This is a genomic window from Streptomyces sp. NPDC012510, assembly GCF_042955065.1.
Lineage (GTDB): Bacteria > Actinomycetota > Actinomycetes > Streptomycetales > Streptomycetaceae > Streptomyces.
The window spans coordinates 161867-176626 of the sequence record NZ_JBIBEN010000006.1 but is presented as its reverse complement, the minus strand read 5'-3'; the positions used below and the strand labels follow the sequence as shown (position 1 = coordinate 176626).

12 protein-coding genes are annotated in these 14760 nt (G+C 70.5%); 7 read left to right on the top strand and 5 right to left on the bottom strand.

Annotated elements, in window-relative coordinates; all coding sequences use genetic code 11:
• Positions 1 to 2: 2 nt before the first annotated feature.
• Genes ACFY9I_RS13410 through ACFY9I_RS13395 form a run of 4 tightly spaced genes read right to left on the bottom strand, consistent with a single transcriptional unit; the run spans position 3 to position 3578 of the window.
• Entirely contained in the window at positions 3 to 971 is a 969-nt protein-coding gene (locus ACFY9I_RS13410) for an NADH-quinone oxidoreductase subunit H (protein ID WP_391000808.1), read from the bottom strand.
• Positions 968 to 2446, bottom strand: coding sequence for an NADH-quinone oxidoreductase subunit C (locus ACFY9I_RS13405; RefSeq protein WP_391000805.1), 1479 nt, complete (start codon positions 2444 to 2446; stop codon positions 968 to 970). The genes ACFY9I_RS13410 and ACFY9I_RS13405 overlap by 4 nt, the downstream gene beginning before the upstream one ends.
• The gene (locus ACFY9I_RS13400) at positions 2443 to 3192 is read right to left on the bottom strand and encodes an NADH-quinone oxidoreductase subunit NuoB (RefSeq protein WP_391000803.1); all 750 of its coding nucleotides are present in this window, start codon (positions 3190 to 3192) and stop codon (positions 2443 to 2445) included. Before ACFY9I_RS13400 ends, ACFY9I_RS13405 begins: the two co-directional genes overlap by 4 nt.
• Complete coding sequence (locus tag ACFY9I_RS13395) at positions 3183 to 3578, bottom strand: NADH-quinone oxidoreductase subunit A (protein ID WP_391000800.1); 396 nt, start codon at positions 3576 to 3578, stop codon at positions 3183 to 3185. The genes ACFY9I_RS13400 and ACFY9I_RS13395 overlap by 10 nt, the downstream gene beginning before the upstream one ends.
• Before the next feature lie 309 nt (positions 3579 to 3887).
• Here ACFY9I_RS13395 and ACFY9I_RS13390 point away from each other — a divergent pair, with 309 nt between their 5' ends.
• From ACFY9I_RS13390 to ACFY9I_RS13370, 5 genes are all read left to right on the top strand, one after another.
• Entirely contained in the window at positions 3888 to 5120 is a 1233-nt protein-coding gene (locus ACFY9I_RS13390) for a sensor domain-containing protein (RefSeq protein WP_391000797.1), read from the top strand.
• Between the two features lie 379 nt (positions 5121 to 5499).
• Positions 5500 to 6831 (top strand): sensor domain-containing protein, encoded by a 1332-nt coding sequence (locus ACFY9I_RS13385; protein ID WP_391001453.1) that lies wholly within the window; start codon positions 5500 to 5502, stop codon positions 6829 to 6831.
• A gap of 987 nt (positions 6832 to 7818) precedes the next feature.
• On the top strand, positions 7819 to 8478 hold the full coding sequence (locus ACFY9I_RS13380; RefSeq protein ID WP_391001450.1) for a LuxR C-terminal-related transcriptional regulator: 660 nt from the start codon (positions 7819 to 7821) through the stop codon (positions 8476 to 8478).
• A 342-nt stretch (positions 8479 to 8820) separates the two neighbouring features.
• Positions 8821 to 10758, top strand: a complete 1938-nt coding sequence (locus tag ACFY9I_RS13375; RefSeq protein WP_391000794.1) for a 2-oxoacid:acceptor oxidoreductase subunit alpha — start codon at positions 8821 to 8823, stop codon at positions 10756 to 10758.
• A 1-nt stretch (position 10759) separates the two neighbouring features.
• A complete protein-coding gene (locus ACFY9I_RS13370; protein WP_391001447.1) occupies positions 10760 to 11848 on the top strand; it encodes a thiamine pyrophosphate-dependent enzyme in 1089 nt (362 codons plus the stop codon).
• A 133-nt stretch (positions 11849 to 11981) separates the two neighbouring features.
• On the opposite strand, the gene ACFY9I_RS13365 is transcribed toward ACFY9I_RS13370, so the two are convergent.
• A complete protein-coding gene (locus ACFY9I_RS13365) occupies positions 11982 to 12350 on the bottom strand; it encodes a winged helix-turn-helix transcriptional regulator (RefSeq protein ID WP_391000791.1) in 369 nt (122 codons plus the stop codon).
• A gap of 90 nt (positions 12351 to 12440) precedes the next feature.
• Here ACFY9I_RS13365 and ACFY9I_RS13360 point away from each other — a divergent pair, with 90 nt between their 5' ends.
• Both ACFY9I_RS13360 and rarD read left to right on the top strand, forming a co-directional pair.
• On the top strand, positions 12441 to 13295 hold the full coding sequence (locus ACFY9I_RS13360) for an NAD(P)H-binding protein (protein WP_391000789.1): 855 nt from the start codon (positions 12441 to 12443) through the stop codon (positions 13293 to 13295).
• Between the two features lie 325 nt (positions 13296 to 13620).
• Entirely contained in the window at positions 13621 to 14724 is a 1104-nt protein-coding gene (rarD, locus tag ACFY9I_RS13355; protein ID WP_391001444.1) for an EamA family transporter RarD, read from the top strand.
• Positions 14725 to 14760: the final 36 nt, after the last annotated feature.

The following is a 14760-nucleotide window of genomic DNA, read 5'->3' as shown; positions in this document are numbered from 1 at the left end:
GGCTACTGGATCACCACCTTGACGACGCCGGTGAGGGCGATCTGGGCGAGGGAGAGGGGGACGAGAAGGGTCCAGGAGAGCTTCTGGAGCTGGTCCTCGCGCAGGCGGGGGTAGGTGACGCGGAGCCAGATCACCAGGAAGGCGAGGGCGGCGGTCTTCAGGAGGGTCCAGACCCAGCCGAGGCCGTCGGCGCCCCAAGGGCCGTGCCAGCCGCCGAGGAAGAGGACGGTGGTGAGGCCGCACAGGACGACGATTCCGGCGTACTCGGCGAGGAGGAACAGGGCGAAGCGGAGGCCGGTGTACTCCGTGTAGGCGCCGAAGATGATCTCCGAGTCGGCGACGGGCATGTCGAAGGGAGGGCGCTGGAGTTCGGCGAGGCCGGCGACGAAGAAGACGATCGCGCCGACGATCTGCCAGGGGAGCCACCACCACTCGAAGGCGTCGAGGATGCCGACGAGGGAGACCGTGCCGGCCGCCATCGCCACCGAGGCGGCCGTGAGCAGCATCGGGAGTTCGTAGGCGAGGAGCTGGGCGGCGGTACGGAGGCCGCCGAGGAGGGAGAACTTGTTGGCGGATGCCCAGCCGGCCATGAGCGAGCCGAGGACGCCTACGCCCATGACGGCGAGGACGAAGAAGATGCCGGCGTCGATGACCTCGCCGACTGCGCCCTCGCCGGGGCCGATCGGGATGGCGAGGAGGACGAGGAGGTAAGGGAGGAGGGCGACGGCGGGGGCGAGTTGGAAGATGCGGCGGTCGGCGCCGGCCGGGACCACGTCTTCCTTCTGGGCGAACTTCACGCCGTCGGCGACGAGTTGGGCCCAGCCGTGGAAGCCGCCGGCGTACATGGGACCGAGGCGGCCCTGCATGTGGGCCATCACCTTGTGTTCGGTCTGGCCGATGATCAAGGGGAAGGTCAGGAAGACGACGAAGACGAGGAGGAGTCGCAGGGCGACGTCCAGAGCGTCGTTCACTGCGGGCCTCCGGTGGGGGGTTCTTCGGGGTTGGGGGCGTCTTCGGCGGAAAGTTCCTCGGGGTTGGGGGTGTCGTCGGCCGGACGGACTTCGGCGGACGGGTCCGCCTCGTCGTCGGCTCCGGCTCCGGCTCCGGCTCCGGCTCCGGCTCCGGGCTCAGCGTCCGCGCCGGGGATGGCGTCCGGGTGGGGAGCGGTAGGGCGAGTGGGCCCGTCATCCGGCTCGGGCTGCGGTGAGTCGAGGGCCGGGGCGGGGACAGGAGGGGAAGCGGGGGTGGCTTCGGGGGCCGGTGCGACCACCGGCTCCGACCCGCGCTCGGCCTCCGGCCCGCTCTTGGCCTCCGGCTCCGACCCGCTCTTGGCCTCCGGCCCGCTCTTGGCCTCCGGCTCCGACCCGCTCTTGGCCTCCGGCCCGCTCTTGAGCTCGGATTCGGCCTCCGGCCTGCGCTCGGGCCCCCGCTCGAGACCGGGCTCGTCGAATGCTGGGCGGGCGTGGTGCCAGGGGGCGTCCGCGCTGCGTGAGGCGGGGCGGGCGGCGCGGGGCCGTGCCGCCAGCTCGCCGGTGCGCGATGTCTCGGCGGGGGTCGCGCGCTGGCTCGCCGAGCCTCCCGACGCGGTGCGCGCGCGACGCGGGGGCGTGGGACCACCGGGCGCGTCGGCGCCTGGGGCGGGTGCGGGCGCGCTGGTGGAGCCTTCCGCAGCGGTGCGAGTACGGCGAGGAGTCGGTGCGTCGCCCGGCGCGGCGGAGGATGCCTGACTGGCTGAGCCCTCCGCAGCCGAGCGAGTACGGCGAGGAGTCGGTGCGTCGCCCGGCGCGGCGGAGCGCTGGGCGGCTGAGCCTTCGGCTGTGGTGCGGGTTCGGCGGGCGGGGCGTTCTCCGGGAGCGCCTCGGGTGGGGCGGGTCGGGGCCGGGGGGAGTTGGCCCTTGAGGGGGCCCCATTCGTTGGGGTCGGGGACGCCGGGCGGGAGCATCTGGCGGCGTTTGGGACCGCCGTGTTCGGACTCACCGGGTTCCTTGGCGCCGGGCCAGGCCTTGGCGACACGGGCGGCAAGGACGAAGTCCTTGCGGAGGGGGTGGCCCTCGAAGTTCTCGGGGAGGAGGAGGTGGTCCAGGGCGGGGTGGCCCTCGAAGCGGACGCCGAACATCTCGTGGGTCTCGCGTTCGTGCCAGGCCGCGCCCGCGTAGATGTCGACCGCTGTGGGGAGGGTCGGCGACTCGTGGGAGATCGTCGTGCGGAGGAGGAGGCGGCGGACGGGGGCCAGGGCGACCACGTGGGCCGACACCCGGAAGCCCGTTGGTTCGTCGACCGCGCTGAGCCAGTCGAAATAGGTGCAGCCCAGCGTGGAGCGGGCCGTGAGCAGGGCCTCGGTCCAGGATGCGGACGGAACGTCCACCGTGAGGACGTCGTACGACTCCTCGGCCGTGGCCTCGGGGCCGAAGAGGTCCTCGGCGGGGGCGGGAAGCCAGCCGGTCACCTGTCCCCCTCCCCCGCATCGACGCCGGTACCGGCGTCATCACCGGTGCCGGTGCTCGATCCAGTGCCTACACCCGTGCCCGTGCCCATGCCGGTGCCGGTGCCGGTGCCGGTGCCGGTGCCGGTGCCGGTGCCGGCGTCTGCGTCGGCCGCCGGTGGCTTCACCAGGTCGCTCTGCAGTGCCGCCGTCGAAGGGCGTCCGGTGGCGGGGCCGTACCCGTAGCGCTCGCCCAGGGACTCCTTCGCGATCTTCTCCTGGAGTTTCAGGATGCCCTGGAGGAGGGCCTCCGGCCGGGGCGGGCAGCCGGGGACGTAGACGTCGACCGGGATGATCTGGTCGACGCCCTTGGTGACGGAGTAGGAGTCCCAGTAGGGCCCACCGCAGTTGCTGCACGCGCCGAACGAGATGACGTACTTCGGTTCGGGCATCTGTTCGTAGAGGCGCTTCACCGCCGGGGCCATCTTGTCGGTGACCGTGCCCGAGACCACCATCAGGTCGGCCTGGCGCGGCCCCGGCGCGAACGGGATGACGCCCAGGCGGATGAAGTCGTGGCGGGCCATGGACGCCGCGATGAACTCGATCGCACAGCAGGCGAGACCGAAGTTGAAGACCCAGAGCGAGTAGCGGCGGCCCCAGTTGAGGATCACCTTCATCGGCTCGGGGGCGAGGCGGGCGAGGGCGCCCAGCCGCTTGGGCTCCGGGAGGAGAATCGGCTCCGGCGAGTTCACTTCTGGCGTCACGTCCATGCCAGGACGCCCTTCTTGTATGCGTAGAGCAGGCCCACGGCCAGGAAGCCGAGAAAGATGAACATCTCGACGAGCGTGGTCGCGCCGTATCCAGGATCGGCGAAGACCGTCGCCCAGGGGAAGAGGAAGATCGAGTCGATGGCGAAGATGACGTAGAGGAAGGCGTACACGTAGTAGCGGACCTGCGTGTGGGCCCAGCCCTCGCCGACGGGGTCGACTCCGCACTCGTACGTCAGGAGTTTCTCCTGGGTGGGGACCTCGGGGCGCAGCAGTCGTCCCGCGCCGAAGGCGACGGCGACGAAGAGCACGCCCACGGCGGCGAGCAGTCCGACGACCGAGTAGGACTGGAAGTAGTCCGCCGCTACGGCGACGGTCGGTTCCGGCACGTCCGTCCCTCGCTCCCTGGCCTGGCGATTCGTACGTACGTGACTGGGGACGCCGTACGTACGTCGCTGTTCGACGATCTGTACGCACGGGAGTCTAGGCCCTGCTAAAGAGACCGTAAGCAGCCCGTCACAGGTCGGCACGCCCGGGCCGCCGCGTCCCGAGGGCCGGGTGGCGCGAGATGACGCCGGGTGACGCGCGATGACCCGGGGGCGAGGCGCGATGCCCGGGGCGAGGTGGGGTTTTCCCCAGGGTGGCGGGGCCGGTCCTCCTCATGGCGCGGGAGGGGGGCGGGCGGGCAGGCTGTGGCCATGACCGCTGCCTTCTCCTCGTCGACCGGCCCCGGGCGGCCGTACGGTCGTCCGTTGCCCTCCAGTCACACTCCCTCCGAGCCGCTGCCCCCCGCGCGGTTCGCGTTCGAGGGGCAGACGTGGCGCGAGATCGCGCATCTGCTGGCGAACCTGCCGCTCGCACTGTTCGGGTTTGTGTATGTGACGACGGTGATGTTCACCAGCGCCTTCCTGACGCTGACGGTGATCGGTTTTCCGCTGCTCGCCGCCGCGCTCATGGGGGCGCGACAGTTGGGCAAGATGGAGCGGATTCGGGCGCGGGCGCTGCTGCGGGTGCGGGTGGACGAGCCAAGTCCGCTGCCGTTCCGATCTGGCCGATCTGGCGGCAGGGCGGACGAGGGGTTCTTCGCGCAGGTGTGGATGAGCGTCAAGGATCCGGTCGGCTGGCGTTCGATGCTGTACGAGCTGATCCGGATGCCGTGGGCGATCGCGACGTTCGTCATCACCCTGACGGGGTTGTTCGTGGCGTGGCCGGTGCTGCCGTACATCGTGCGGGGGCTGACGAACGTGGACCGGGTACTGGTGCGGTCGCTGTTGTCACCCTCGGATGAGCTGGAGCGGCGGATCGCGGAGCTGGAGTCGGACCGGGGGGTCGTCGTGGACACGGCCGCGGCCGATCTGCGGCGGATCGAGCGGGATCTGCATGACGGGGCGCAGGCCCGGCTGGTGAATCTGGCGATGGGGCTGGGGCTGGCGAAGGAGAAACTGCTGGAGGATCCGGACGCGGCCGCGTCGATGGTGGAGGAGGCGCACGGTGAGGTGAAACTGGCACTTCAGGAACTGCGGGATCTGGCGCGGGGAATCCATCCGGCGGTGCTGACGGACCGGGGACTGGACGCCGCGCTGTCGGCGGTGGCGTCGCGGTGTACGGCGCCGGTGAAGGTGACCGTCGACCTGGCGGCGCGGCCGGCCGCCGCGATCGAGGGGATCGCGTACTTCACCGTCTCCGAGTTGCTGCAGAACATCAGCAAGCACAGTGGGGCCACGTCGGCCGCGGTGGAGGTGTGGCGGTCTGATGATCGGCTCCTCATCCAGGTCTGGGACGACGGGCGGGGTGGGGCGAGGCTCGACGGGGGCACGGGCATCGCCGGGCTCGCGGAGCGGCTCGACGCGGTCGACGGGTTGTTCGTCATCGACTCGCCTGTGGGTGGGCCTACGACGATCACTGCGGAGTTGCCTTGGCGTGAGCGGTGAGTCTCCGACGGTTGGGCGGGGTGGGTGTGCGGTTGGGGGCCTTGGGGTGGGAGGTTCTTTGCCGGGGGTGACCGTTCGCCCTTTCGCCGTGGGGGTGCTGCGCCGGGGGCGGGGTGCGGTTCGTTGTGGTTGCTCGCGCAGTTCCCCGCGCCCCTATCGCGCCTCACCGCCATGAAGGTGCTGCACCGGGGTGCGGGGTGCGGTTCGTTGTGGTTGCTCGCGTTGTCCTCGTGCTGCTTTGGGGCGCGGGGTTGGGTGGGTGGGTGGGGAAAACCCCCGTATGCAGACGCCTACTTGCTCCATGGTCCGGGTGAGGGCGGGGCGAGCACTGTGGGAGTACGACATCCGGAGTGCGGGACGAGCGAAGGCGGCGACGGTGATGGCCACGGAGTACGGGGACGGCTACGGGGGTTGGGGCGAGGAGCGGCGGCATCGGGTGCCGGCCGGTGTGCGGGCGCCGTTCGAGGCCCGCAGCTGGCGGGAGTTCGGGTACGTGGTACTGGGGCTGCCGATCGGGATCGTGCTGTTCACGTACGCCGTGACGATGCTGTCGCTCGGCGTGGGTCTGCTGGTCACGTTCCTCGGGGTGCCGGTGCTGGCGGCCGGGCTGGCCGGGTGCCGGGCGTTCGGTGCGATGGAGCGGGCGCGGGCGCGCGTGCTGCTCGGGGTGGAGGTGGCCGCGCCGGAGCCGTTGCGGATGCGGGGGCGCGGGGCGATGGCCTGGATGGGGGCCGTGCTGCGCAGTGGGGCGTCGTGGCGGCAGCTTCTGTACACGGTCGTGCTGTTCCCGTGGTCGGTGTTCTCGTTCGTGGTGGCGGTGAACTTCTGGGCGTACGGCTGGGCGCTGCTGACTTATCCGTTGTGGTTCTGGGTCTTTCCCGTGTGGGCCGGGCAGGACGGGTTGCAGTTGTACGGGGACGAGACGCACTCCGTGTATCTGGACAACCCGTTCGAGGTGACCGTGACCGCGCTGGTGGGACTGCTCTTCACCATGGCCACGCCGTGGATTTTGCGGGGGCTGACGACGGTGGACCGGGTGCTGGTGGGTGCGCTGCTCGGACCGTCGCGGCTGGGGGCGCGGGTCGTGGAGCTGGAGTCGGACCGGGGGGTCGTGGTCGACACCGCGGCGGCTGATCTGCGGCGGATCGAGCGGGATCTGCACGACGGGGCGCAGGCGCGGCTGGTGGCGCTGGCCATGGATTTGGGGCTGGCGAAGGAGAAGCTGGCGGAGGACCCACGGGCGGCGGCGGTGATGGTGGACTCGGCGCACGGTGAGGTCAAAACGGCGCTGCGGGAGCTGCGGGACCTGGCGCGGGGAATCCATCCGGCGGTGCTGACGGACCGGGGGCTCGACGCGGCGCTGTCGGCGGTCGCCTCGCGGTGCGGCGTCCCAGTGGTGGTGGAGGTGGACCTGCCCACGCGTCCGGTGCCGGCGATCGAGGGCATCGCCTACTTCACGGTGTCCGAGCTGCTGCAGAACGTGAGCAAGCACGCGAGGGCCTCGCGGGCGACCGTGGATGTGTGGAAGGTGGAGGACCGGCTGATGCTCCAGGTCATCGACGACGGGTTGGGCGGCGCCGACACCGGCCGCGGCTCCGGCCTGGCGGGCCTCGCCGAGCGCATCGGCGCCGTCGACGGCATCCTCGTCGTCGACTCACCGGCCGGGGGCCCGACCCGCGTGACGGCGGAGTTGCCTTGGCGCGCCGTGTGAGGGGGCTGGACCTGATGGTGGCGAGGGCCCGCGCCGCACGGCAGCCTGACGGTTGCTGCCTGGTGGGAGGGGACCGCACGACAGTCTGGCGATCTGGCCACCCGTGTGCAGGAGGCGAACGGCACGACAGCCCCGACAGGCATGACGGCAAGGGCTGGGGCGAACCGCAGCAGCCTGGCGATCTGGCCACCCGGTGGCAGGACACGAACCGCCCGACAGCCCGGCGGCCTGACGGCAAGGCCGGGAGCGAACCGCACGACAGCCCGGCGATCTGGCCACCCGATGGCAGGAAGGGAACCGCGCGGCCGCTTTGGCGGCCGGGGCCGTCGAGTCGCCGCAGCCCGAAAGCCGTCGCCGAGCCGAGCCGAGCCGCCGCAGCCCGGGGGTCATGAGCGAACCGACCCGCCGTCGGCCGGGGGCCGAGGGCCGGGGGCCGGGGGCCGTCGGCGAGCCGTGTGCCGCCCTGAAGGATGCCTGCTGAGCGCGTCCAGGGGTCTGCTCCCGGACGCGCGTTCCGTTCCTCCGTCGGCGGCATCCGCCTTCGCCCGCCGGCGGCATCCGCCTCTTGCCCACGGCGGCATCCGGCTCCGGCGGGGTCCAGGGCGCGGTGGGGCCCCGCCGGGTTCTCGTTTCGTTCCCAGCAACGCCGCCTACGCGGGGACGTCCTCCGCCTCCCGTCTCCCCCCACCCCCTACTGCTCTCTGCACCCGCCCCTCCACGAGTTCCGCCGCCCTTCGGGAACCCTGTCTCAGCCGCCGTCCGGCCGGGACAAACCCCCTGTCCCCAGGAGGAAGGCCGCGGCAGGCCACGTCATCGCGTCTACCTGCCCCTATTTTCCCGCCGGTACAACGCCTCCGGCTCGCGAAGCTGGAATGCTGGAGCTGTTGCAGGGACCAGGCCGGGCCGCGAACGGCGGTCGGTCGGGGGTGGGTGGTTGTGGCGTGGCGTGGCGTGGGTGCCGTGGGGGGACGAGGCGTGGAGGACAGGGTGCGGGTGGTCATCGCCGAGGATTCGGTGCTGTTGAGGGAGGGGCTGACACGGCTGTTGACCGACCGGGGGCACGACGTCGTCGCTGGCGTCGGTGACGGGGCCGCGTTGATCAAGACGATCACGGAGTTCGCGGCACAGGACGACCTCCCGGACGTGGTGGTGGCCGACGTGCGGATGCCCCCGACGCACACGGACGAGGGCGTACGGGCCGCCGTACAGCTCCGGAAGGCGCATCCGGAGCTGGGCGTGCTCGTGCTGTCGCAGTACGTGGAGGAGCGGTACGCCACCGAGTTGCTCGCCGGGTCCAGTCGGGGCGTCGGGTATCTGCTGAAGGACCGGGTCGCCGAGGTGAGGGAGTTCGTGGACGCGGTGGTGCGGGTCGCGCAGGGGGGTACGGCGCTGGACCCGGAGGTGGTCGCGCAGTTGCTCGGGCGGAGCCGGAAGCAGGACGTGCTCGCGGGGCTCACCCCCCGTGAGCGCGAGGTGCTGGGGCTGATGGCGGAGGGGCGGACGAACTCGGCGATCGCGCGACAGCTCGTGGTGAGCGACGGAGCGGTCGAGAAGCACGTCAGCAACATCTTCCTGAAGCTCGGGCTGTCCCAGAGCGACGGGGACCACCGGCGGGTGCTGGCGGTGCTCACCTATCTCAATACATGATCGTCTGACACCGTGTCAGTTATGGACGCCGTCGACCTAATCGACCCCGCCGACCTCATAGACCCCGCCGACCCCACCGCCCCGCCGACCTCATAGACCCCGTCACCCCCGTCGGCCCGTTAGTCCGTCGAACCCGTAGACCCCGTCGACCCCGTCGACCCCTCGGCCCAGGGGGCGACGGGTCGGGCGAAGCCTGGCAAGTCGGGGCGCCCGGTGATCTCAAAACAGCGTCCATCAGACGAAAGGACGAGGGAAGGCCACCCTCGCCGACGTAGGGTTGGTCTTGGGAGGGCCGGTGGGACGGCCGTTCCCGGACAGCCGCCTCAAGGGAGGTCAAGTTCAGTGACCAGCCAGGTCAGCAGCCCAGCGGAGCAGGCCGACGAGCCCGCTCTGGGAGAACTGAGGGAACAGCGCAAACCGGCGTCCGCGAAGGACGTCCGTCGACTCGATCGGGTGATCATCCGGTTCGCGGGGGACTCCGGTGACGGTATGCAGCTCACCGGTGACCGCTTCACCTCCGAGACGGCATCCTTCGGAAACGACCTCTCCACCCTGCCGAACTTCCCCGCCGAGATCCGCGCCCCCGCCGGCACCCTCCCGGGCGTCTCCAGCTTCCAGTTGCACTTCGCCGACCACGACATCCTCACCCCCGGTGACGCGCCCAACGTGCTCGTCGCCATGAACCCGGCCGCCCTGAAGGCGAACATCGGCGACGTACCGCGCGGCGCGGAGATCATCGTCAACACGGACGAGTTCACCAAACGGGCGATGCAGAAGGTCGGGTACGCGACCAGTCCGCTGGAGGACGGGTCGCTGGACGGCTACAGCGTGCATCCGGTGCCGCTGACCACTCTCACCGTCGAGGCCCTCAAGGCGTTCGACCTCAGCCGCAAGGAGGCCGAGCGCAGCAAGAACATGTTCGCGCTCGGCCTGCTGTCATGGATGTACCACCGGCCGACCGAGGGCACCGAGAAGTTTCTGACCAGCAAGTTCGCCAAGAAGCCGGACATCGCCGCCGCCAATATCGCCGCGTTCCGCGCCGGGTGGAACTTCGGGGAAACGACCGAGGACTTCGCGGTCAGTTACGAGGTCGCGCCGGCCGCCACCGCCTTCCCCGTCGGCACGTACCGGAACATCTCCGGGAACCTGGCGCTGTCGTACGGGCTCATCGCGGCCTCCCGGCAGGCGGATCTGCCGCTGTATCTGGGCTCGTACCCGATCACTCCGGCTTCGGACATCCTGCACGAGCTGAGCCGGCACAAGAACTTCGGCGTACGGACCTTCCAGGCCGAGGACGAGATCGCGGGCATCGGCGCGGCGCTGGGGGCCGCTTTCGGGGGGTCGCTGGCGGTCACGACGACCTCCGGTCCCGGCGTGGCGCTCAAGTCGGAGACCATCGGGCTCGCGGTCTCACTGGAACTGCCGCTGCTCGTCATCGACATCCAGCGCGGCGGACCGTCCACCGGACTGCCGACCAAGACCGAGCAGGCCGATCTGCTCCAGGCGATGTACGGCAGGAACGGCGAGGCCCCGGTGCCGGTGGTCGCGCCGCGCACCCCGGCCGACTGCTTCGACGCAGCGATCGAGGCCGCCCGTATCGCGCTGACGTACCGCACCCCGGTGTTCCTGCTCTCGGACGGCTATCTCGCCAACGGCAGCGAACCCTGGCGCATCCCCGAGATCGACGAACTCCCGGATCTGACCGTGCAGTTCACCCAGGGCCCCAACCACCTCCTCGACGACGGCACCGAGGTCTTCTGGCCCTACAAGCGCGACCCGCAGACCCTCGCCCGCCCCTGGGCGATCCCGGGCACCCCCGGGCTCGAACACCGGATCGGCGGCATCGAGAAGCAGGACGGCACGGGCAACATCTCCTACGACCCCGCCAACCACGACTTCATGGTCCGCACCCGCCAGGCGAAGATCGACGGCATCGACGTAGCGGACGTCGAGGTCGACGACCCGCACGAGGCGCGCACACTCGTGCTGGGCTGGGGTTCGACGTACGGGCCGATCACGGCGGCGGTACGACGGCTGCGTACGGCCGGGGAGTCCATCGCGCAGGCCCATCTGCGGCACCTGAACCCCTTCCCGCGCAATCTCGGCGCCGTGCTGAAGCGATATGACAAGGTGGTGATCCCCGAGATGAACCTAGGGCAGCTCGCCACGCTCATCCGGGCGAAGTACCTGGTCGACGCCCACTCGTACAACCAGGTGAACGGTATGCCGTTCAAGGCGGAGCAACTCGCCACGGCGCTCAAGGAGGCCATTGATGGCTGAGATGGCTGAGAGGTCCACGGAAGGTGCGGGCACGGGCGGCACGATCGAGGCGCTCTCCCTCGTGCCCAAGGCCGCGGCCAAGCAGTCCATGAAGGACTTCAAGTCCGACCAGGAAGTGCGCTGGTGCCCCGGCTGCGGTGACTACGCGGTCCTGGCCGCCGTGCAGGGTTTCCTGCCCGAACTGGGCCTGGCCAGGGAGAACATCGTGTTCGTCTCCGGCATCGGCTGTTCCTCCCGCTTCCCGTACTACATGGACACGTACGGGATGCACTCCATCCACGGGCGGGCGCCGGCGATCGCGACCGGGCTCGCCACGTCGCGGCGTGACCTGTCCGTGTGGGTCGTCACCGGCGACGGCGACGCCCTGTCCATCGGCGGCAACCACCTCATCCACGCGCTGCGCCGCAACGTCAACCTGAAGATCCTCCTCTTCAACAACCGGATCTACGGGCTGACGAAGGGGCAGTACAGCCCGACGTCCGAGGTCGGGAAGATCACCAAGTCGACGCCGATGGGATCGCTGGACGCGCCCTTCAACCCGGTGTCGCTGGCCATCGGGGCGGAGGCGTCGTTCGTGGCGCGGACGGTGGACTCCGACCGCAAGCACCTGACCGAGGTGCTGCGGCAGGCCGCCGCCCATCCGGGCACGGCGCTCGTCGAGATCTACCAGAACTGCAACATCTTCAACGACGGCGCCTTCGAGGTCCTCAAGGACCGGCAGCAGGCGGAGGAGGCCGTGATCCGGCTGGAGCACGGCGAGCGGATCCTGTTCGGGGCGGACGGCTCGCGCGGGGTCGTACGGGACGAGGTGACCGGTGATCTGAAGGTCGTCACCGTCACTCCGGAGAACGAGTCGCGGATCCTGGTCCACGACGCCCACGCCGCGTCCCCGACCACCGCCTTCGCCCTGTCCCGGCTCGCCGACCCGGACACCCTCCACCACACCCCCATCGGTGTCTTCCGATCCGTGGAACGGCCCGTCTACGACACCCAGATGGCCGACCAACTCGACTCCGCCATCGAGCAGTTCGGCAAGGGCGACCTGTCGTCGCTGCTGGCGGGCGGGGACACGTGGACGGTGGTCGGCTGAGCGGGGCCGACCCGAGCAGGGCCGCTGAGCGGGGTTGCTGAGCCCGGTCGCCTGAGCGGGGTTGGCTGGGTTCGGCCGGTCAAGGGTGTCGGCTGGGCACGGTGGGTTCGCTTCGCGTCAGGCCCGGGCCGGTTCAGGCCCGGGCCTCGTCGTACGCGGCGCGGGCCTTCTGCACGGCGGCCATCCGGTGCTCCGTCCAGGCCGCCAGGGCGCGGATCTGCTCGGCGGCCTCGCGGCCGAGGTCGGTCAGGGAGTAGTCGACACGGGGCGGGATGACGGGCTTGGCGTCGCGATGAACCAGGCCGTCGCGTTCCAGGGTCTGGAGGGTCTGCGTGAGCATCTTCTCGCTGACGCGGCCGACGGCCCGGCGCAGCTCACCGAAGCGGTACGACCGTTCCAGCAGCGCAATCAGGACGAGGACGCCCCAGCGGCTGGTGACATGTTCCAGGACGAGGCGGTGGGGGCACATCGCCTCACCGTCCGGTTTCTCACTTACGGGCATGCCAGTACCTTACTTCAAAGTGGGTACTTTCGATGAGTTAGCGCCCCTCCTAGGGTTAGTACAGCACTCGCCCCCTGGAGGAGTTTCAACATGAGCATCGTCGTCACCGGAGCGACCGGACACCTCGGCAAGTTCGTCGTCGAGGGGCTGCTGGAGAAGGTCCCGGCCGAGCAGATCACGGCCGTCGTCCGCAGCGAGGAGAAGGCCGCCGGGTTCGCGGCACGCGGCGTGAAGATCGCCGTCGCCGACTACAACGCCCCCGAGACCTTTGACGGCGTGTTCGCCGCCGGTGACAAGGTGCTGCTGATCTCCAGCAGCGAGGTCGGCGCCGACCGTGCCGGTCAGCACAAGGTCGTCATCGACGCCGCCAAGGCTGCGGGCGTCTCGCTCCTCGCGTACACCAGCGCGCCGGGTTCACTGACCGCCGCGCTCGCCGACGACCACCGGAGCACCGAGGAGGTGCTGCTCGCCTCGGGTCTGCCGTACGCGCTGCTGCGCAACGGCTGGTACCACGAGAACTACACCGAGCAGCTCGCGCCGGTGCTGGAGTACAACGCCGTCACCCACGCCGCCGGTGAGGGCCGCGTCTCGTCCGCGTCCCGCGCGGACTACGCGGCCGCCGCGGTCGCCGTACTGACCGGTGAGGGTCACGAGGGCAAGACGTACGAGCTCGGCGGCGACACCGCCTGGAGCTTCGCCGAGTACGCGGCGGAGCTGAGCGAGCAGACCGGCAAGGAGATAGCGAACAACCCGGTGCCCGTCGACGCCTACGTCGGCATCCTCACCGGCGCGGGGCTCCCCGAGCCGTTCGCCGCGATCCTCGCGGGCGTCGACGCCTCCGTGGAGAAGGGCGAGCTGGTCGTCCCCTCCGGCGACCTCTCCCGCCTCATCGGTCGCCCGACGACGCCGCTCTCGGAGTCGATCGCGGCGGCGCTGAAGGCGTGAACGGCGCGAACGGGGTGATCGGCTCGATCGGCTCGATCGGCTGACCGCCGGGGCGTGGGGGCAGCCCCTTGCTGCCGTGGGCCGTGGACGGCCCCTTGCTGCCGTGGGCCATGAGTCGTGGGCCGGCGCGCGTCCGGGCCAGCCGACCGCCCCCCGGCTGTCATGACCGTATCGCGATACGGGTATGACAGCCGGGGGCGGTCGGCGTTACCTTCGTCTGGCCCGGGGTCGCGGCGGTGCGGCCGGGTGACGAGGAGGGGCCGTGGCGGCGCAGTCGAGGGGCGAACACCGAATAGGACTGCTGAACGGCCTCGCGGCGTACGGGATGTGGGGGCTCGTCCCGCTCTTCTGGCCCCTGCTGAAGCCCTCGGGCGCGGTGGAGATACTCGCCCACCGCATGGTCTGGTCCCTCGCGTTCATCGGCCTCGCACTGCTGGTGCTGCGTCGATGGTCCTGGGCCGGCGGGCTGCTGCGGCAGCCACGCCGGCTCGGTCTGATCACGGTCGCGGCGGCGGTGATCACGGTCAACTGGGGCGTGTACATCTGGGCCGTGAACACGGAGCAGGTCGTCGAGGCCTCCCTCGGCTACTTCATCAACCCCCTCGTCACCATCGCCATCGGTGTCCTCCTGCTGAAGGAACGGTTGCGGCCCGTCCAGTGGGCGGCGGTCGGTGTCGGCTTCTCCGCCGTCCTCGTCCTCACCGTCGGATACGGTCGGCCGCCGTGGATCTCCCTCTGCCTCGCCTTCTCCTTCGCCACATACGGGCTGGTGAAGAAGAAGGTCAACCTGGGAGGCATCGAGTCGCTGGCCGCCGAGACGGCCATCCAGTTCCTGCCCGCGCTGGGGTACCTGCTGTGGCTGGGGTCGCGGGGCGACTCCACCTTCGGCCCGGAGGGCACGGGGCACGCCCTGCTGCTGGCCGCGACCGGTCTGGTGACCGCCCTGCCGCTGGTCTGCTTCGGGGCGGCCGCGATCCGGGTGCCGTTGTCCACGCTGGGGCTGCTGCAGTACCTGGCGCCGGTGTTCCAGTTCCTGCTCGGTGTCCTGTACTTCGGCGAGGCCATGCCGCCGGAGCGGTGGGCGGGCTTCGCGCTGGTGTGGCTGGCCCTGTCCTTGCTGACGTGGGACGCGCTGCGAACGGCGCGGGTGGCGCGGCGGCGGCTGGAGAGGGTGAGCGCCGCGCAGTGCGTCGGGACCGTGGAGACGGTTGGGACGGTGGGGGTCGTGGCGGCGACACAGGCCGTGGAGGTGACACAGGTCGTGGACGCGCCCCGGACCGTGGACGCGGACATAGACACGGACAGGGACACGGACACAGACACGAACGCGGACACGGACACGGACACGAACGACAACTCGGGCGCAGACGAGAACACGTACGTCGAAAAAAACGCGGACGTCGAAGCCTTCCCTTGGCGAACCCCATGACCGAATAGCGCTCTTGACGGAGAGTCAGTACCGCCA

What these genes read in the sequence shown, in the direction of transcription:
- ACFY9I_RS13400 (WP_391000803.1), bottom strand. Translation starts at nt 3,192, where the DNA reads ATGGACGTGACGCCAGAAGTGAACTCGCCGGAGCCGATTCTCCTCCCG.
- ACFY9I_RS13390 (WP_391000797.1), top strand. Translation starts at nt 3,888, where the DNA reads ATGACCGCTGCCTTCTCCTCGTCGACCGGCCCCGGGCGGCCGTACGGT.
- ACFY9I_RS13385 (WP_391001453.1), top strand. Translation starts at nt 5,500, where the DNA reads ATGGCCACGGAGTACGGGGACGGCTACGGGGGTTGGGGCGAGGAGCGG.
- ACFY9I_RS13370 (WP_391001447.1), top strand. Translation starts at nt 10,760, where the DNA reads ATGGCTGAGAGGTCCACGGAAGGTGCGGGCACGGGCGGCACGATCGAG.
- ACFY9I_RS13365 (WP_391000791.1), bottom strand. Translation starts at nt 12,350, where the DNA reads ATGCCCGTAAGTGAGAAACCGGACGGTGAGGCGATGTGCCCCCACCGC.
- ACFY9I_RS13360 (WP_391000789.1), top strand. Translation starts at nt 12,441, where the DNA reads ATGAGCATCGTCGTCACCGGAGCGACCGGACACCTCGGCAAGTTCGTC.
- rarD (WP_391001444.1), top strand. Translation starts at nt 13,621, where the DNA reads ATGTGGGGGCTCGTCCCGCTCTTCTGGCCCCTGCTGAAGCCCTCGGGC.